At 60.0% G+C, this 437-nt stretch carries 1 pseudogene; it reads left to right on the top strand.

The annotated features are described in order from the left end of the window. Positions 1 to 220, top strand: a pseudogene (locus ACNFG0_RS22875) (hypothetical protein); the annotation flags it as partial. Between the last annotated feature and the right edge of the window lie 217 nt (positions 221 to 437).

Below are 437 nucleotides of genomic sequence, written 5' to 3'. Positions count from 1 at the left end.
TACTCCCGGTGGGGCGCGGCGAAGGGCCATCCATGGCCCTGCGCCGCTTGCCGGGCATCCATGCCCGGCACCCACCTCCGTAACGCCTCCGCTCGGCCTCCTGACGTCGCGTTTGGCGGCGCCTGGGCCGTTGCGCATCGCAAGCAAAAGCAAAGGCAAAGGCAAAGGCAAAGGCAAAGGCAAAGGCAAAGGCAAAGGCAAAGGCAAAGGCAAAAGGTAATGCCGGTCGATTAAGCTATTTGGGACACTTCATTGGGGCTGCTATGCAGCCCATCGCGGCACAAGGCCGCTCCTACAGGATCACGCAAACCTGGCCAACGACGGTTTCCTGTAGGAGCGGCCTTGTGCCGCGATGGGGCGCGTAGCGGCCCCATTTGTTTAACTGGCCGGTATTAAGCTATTTACATGATCCTACCAAGCAGCCTGCCTTTGCTTGT

Origin of the sequence: Pseudomonas sp. NY15372, from assembly GCF_048068215.1 — a bacterium.
Lineage (GTDB): Bacteria > Pseudomonadota > Gammaproteobacteria > Pseudomonadales > Pseudomonadaceae > Aquipseudomonas > Aquipseudomonas guariconensis_A.
This window is presented reverse-complemented; position numbering and strand designations above follow the sequence as displayed.